This window comes from Streptomyces sp. NPDC006510, assembly GCF_040611955.1.
Lineage (GTDB): Bacteria > Actinomycetota > Actinomycetes > Streptomycetales > Streptomycetaceae > Streptomyces.
Window position 1 is genome coordinate 1 of record NZ_JBEXPH010000394.1, and the last position, 2,730, is coordinate 2,730.

The following is a 2,730-nucleotide window of genomic DNA, read 5'->3' on the forward strand; positions in this document are numbered from 1 at the left end:
CGGGGGGGGCGGGGGGGGGCGGGGGGGGGGGGGGGCGCGCGGGCCGCCCCGGGGGCCCCGCCCCCCCCCGGGGGCCCCCGCGGCGCGGTCGCCGGAGATGACGGGGGTGATCGCGCCGGGCCGCACCCGGCCGTGGTGGTACGTCGTCAGCATCCGCCGGTAGCGCCGGAGCTGCCGGTCGAGTTCGAGGTAGGCCGCGGCTCCGTCCGTCTTGATGTCGATCAGCAGCTGCACGGGTTCGCGGTAACCGGGGTGGACCGTGCCGTGGTTGGCCCGGACCCTCGCCAGCAGCGGGTCCAGGTAGAGCGAGGCGAGGGTGCGGGCGGGATCGAGGTCGGTGGCCTCGTGGGCGACCAGCAGTTCCCCGTCCACCAGGAAGATGTCGGCCTCGACGCTGGTGAAACCGTGCGTGAGCGCGTCGTACAGGGGGCGCGTGTGCAGGTAGTCGTTGTGCGCGTGGGCCCTGCGCAGCGCCCGCGGCCGGTCACGTCCGGCGGCCGGGGACGCGGTGGCCGCTTCGGAAGCGGTGGCCGCCTGAGCAGGCAGGAACGCGCCTGCGGCCACGGTGGCGAGCGCGGTGGTGACGACGCTTCGGCGGGTCGGGAACGCCATGGATTCTCCCGGGAGCGAGTGGTGGACCGGACGGGCGGACGCGACCGAGTATGCGACGGTGACAGCCGCAACGGGCAGACACCTCACAAGAGTTGATCCGGTCGTCGCCCGCCCGTCGACTGCCGTTCCCCCGATCAGGCCGGGAGCGTCCAGCGCTGGTTGGCGCCGCCGGTGCAGGTGTGGATGCCGAGCGGGGTGCCGTTGGCGCTGCCGCCCCCGTAGGCGTCCAGGCATTTCCCGGTGGCGGGGTTCACGAGGGCCGCTCCGTCGACCCGCCACTGCTGGGCGGCCGAGCCGTCGCAGACCGCGGTCCGCACGGTGGTACCGCTCACGGTCATGCAGTGGAACTGCGCACGGAGCGTTCCGTCGGCGGCCCGTACCCAGTTCTGGTTGTTTCCGCCGTTGCAGCTCCAGAGGTTCAGCTGTGTGCCCGTGGTGCCACCGGGAATGTCGACGCAGGCGCCCCCGATGCCGGTGATGGATCCGGACGACGAGTTGCCGATGCCGTCCTCGTGCACGCTGCCGCCGCCCTGGCCGCTCACCTCGGCGCCGCTCGAACAGGTACTGCTGACGCTGGTGGAGCCGAGGGCGGCGGTGACGGTTCCGCTGCCCGCCGAGCCGCTGGGCAGGTCGAAGAGGGCCTTGGAGTACGGCGAGTCGGCGCAGGTCGCGGCGTTGTTGTTCCAGTCGAAGTACTCGACCCAGTCGACCATTCCACCGGTGGCGACCTTCGCGCCGGTGCCGGTCTGCAGACTGCCGAGGACGAATGAGGTCCCTGCCGTGGCATCGGTGATCGTGGCGCGGTACCAGCCGGCCGTCGTGTCGGGGGCGATGCGGAAGCGGTAGTGGTGCCCGGCCGTGAAGCGCTCACCGAGCCGGCAGGTGTAGCCGGTGCCGCCCTCGGCGAACGTCTGGCAGTAGGTGCCGGCGCTTCCCGGCCTGCCTCCGGTGGAGTCCCAGAGCGAGAAGAGGAACAGGCCGCCGCCGGAGCGGTTGCGCTGCATGCCGATGTAGCCGCCGACCCCGTTGGTGAAGCCGAACTGGTGGGACCAGAAGACATTCGCCCGGCCGGGGTCGGACTGGACGGTCGTTCCGAAGGTGACCTCGTCGAGGCCGGTCGTCCCGGCCGGGAACGTGTAGTTGCTGTACGAACCCGGGGTCTGGCCGGCCGCGGCGGACGGCCCTGCCAGGCCCAGACAGCCGGCGACGGCGAGGATCACCACCACGACGGTGGCGCGCGCTCTGTGCATGTCCCACTCCTTGTCCGGACGGGCCGGCCCGCCCTGGCCATGGACTCGTTTTTGGTCATGGACTCGTCAACAAGAGTGGGGGTGCGCCCCGCACCAGGGGCATGGACTTGTCCGGTCGGGCTGATGGACTTCTGCGGTGCCCCCGGTCCGGTGCACTCCCGCCGGACGGGGAAACGGAGGAGCGGAGGCGCTTGTTCATGCGCCTCCGCTCCCAAGTCCCGCAGTGCTACGGGGCGTTCACTCTCCCGCCGTTACGGTGCGGGCAGTTCCACGAGTCCGGCGATGGTCTCGCGGTGCTTCCCGGCCGTGCCGTAGGCGATCGAGTCGGCCTTGGCGCGCTTGAGATACAGATGCACCGGGTGCTCCCAGGTCATGCCGATGCCGCCGTGCAGCTGAACGCACTCCTCCGCGGCGTGCACGGCGACTCCGGAGCAGTACGCCTGGGCGACGGCCACCGCCAACGGGGCGTCGGGGCTGCCGGTCGCGAGGGCGTCCGCGGCGTTCCGTGCGGCGGCGCGGGCCGACACCACCTCCAGCCAGAGCTGCGCCATGCGGTGCTTGAGCGCTTGGAACGAGCCGACCGGCCGGTTGAACTGGTGCCGTTCACGGGTGTGGCGGACCGTCTCGGTCAGGCACCACTCGGCGAGTCCGAGCTGTTCCGAGGCGAGCAGTCCGGCGCCCGCCAGCAGACCCCGGCGCACGGCGGCGACCGCGGACGCGCCGTCGGCCAGCCGGGTTCCGGCAGCCCCGCGCAAGGTGACGGTGGCGAGCGGGCGGGTCAGGTCGAGCGGAACGAGCGGCTCTACCGCGACCCCTTCGGTGCCCACGACCGACGGCCTGTACGCGGCCGAGGCGGGCGCCGAAGGGG

General features: G+C 72.5%; 2 protein-coding genes and 1 pseudogene. All 3 read right to left on the minus strand.

The window, feature by feature from the left end; all coding sequences use genetic code 11:
• Positions 1-612, minus strand: a pseudogene (locus ABZY11_RS43800) (hypothetical protein); the annotation flags it as partial.
• Positions 613-746: 134 nt separating this feature from the next.
• Positions 747-1,862: a ricin-type beta-trefoil lectin domain protein gene (locus tag ABZY11_RS43805; protein WP_356484521.1), complete on the minus strand. Its 1,116-nt coding sequence runs from the start codon at positions 1,860-1,862 to the stop codon at positions 747-749.
• Positions 1,863-2,113: 251 nt separating this feature from the next.
• On the minus strand, positions 2,114-2,730 hold a 617-nt coding region (locus ABZY11_RS43810), incomplete at its 5' end, for an acyl-CoA dehydrogenase family protein (protein ID WP_356484522.1).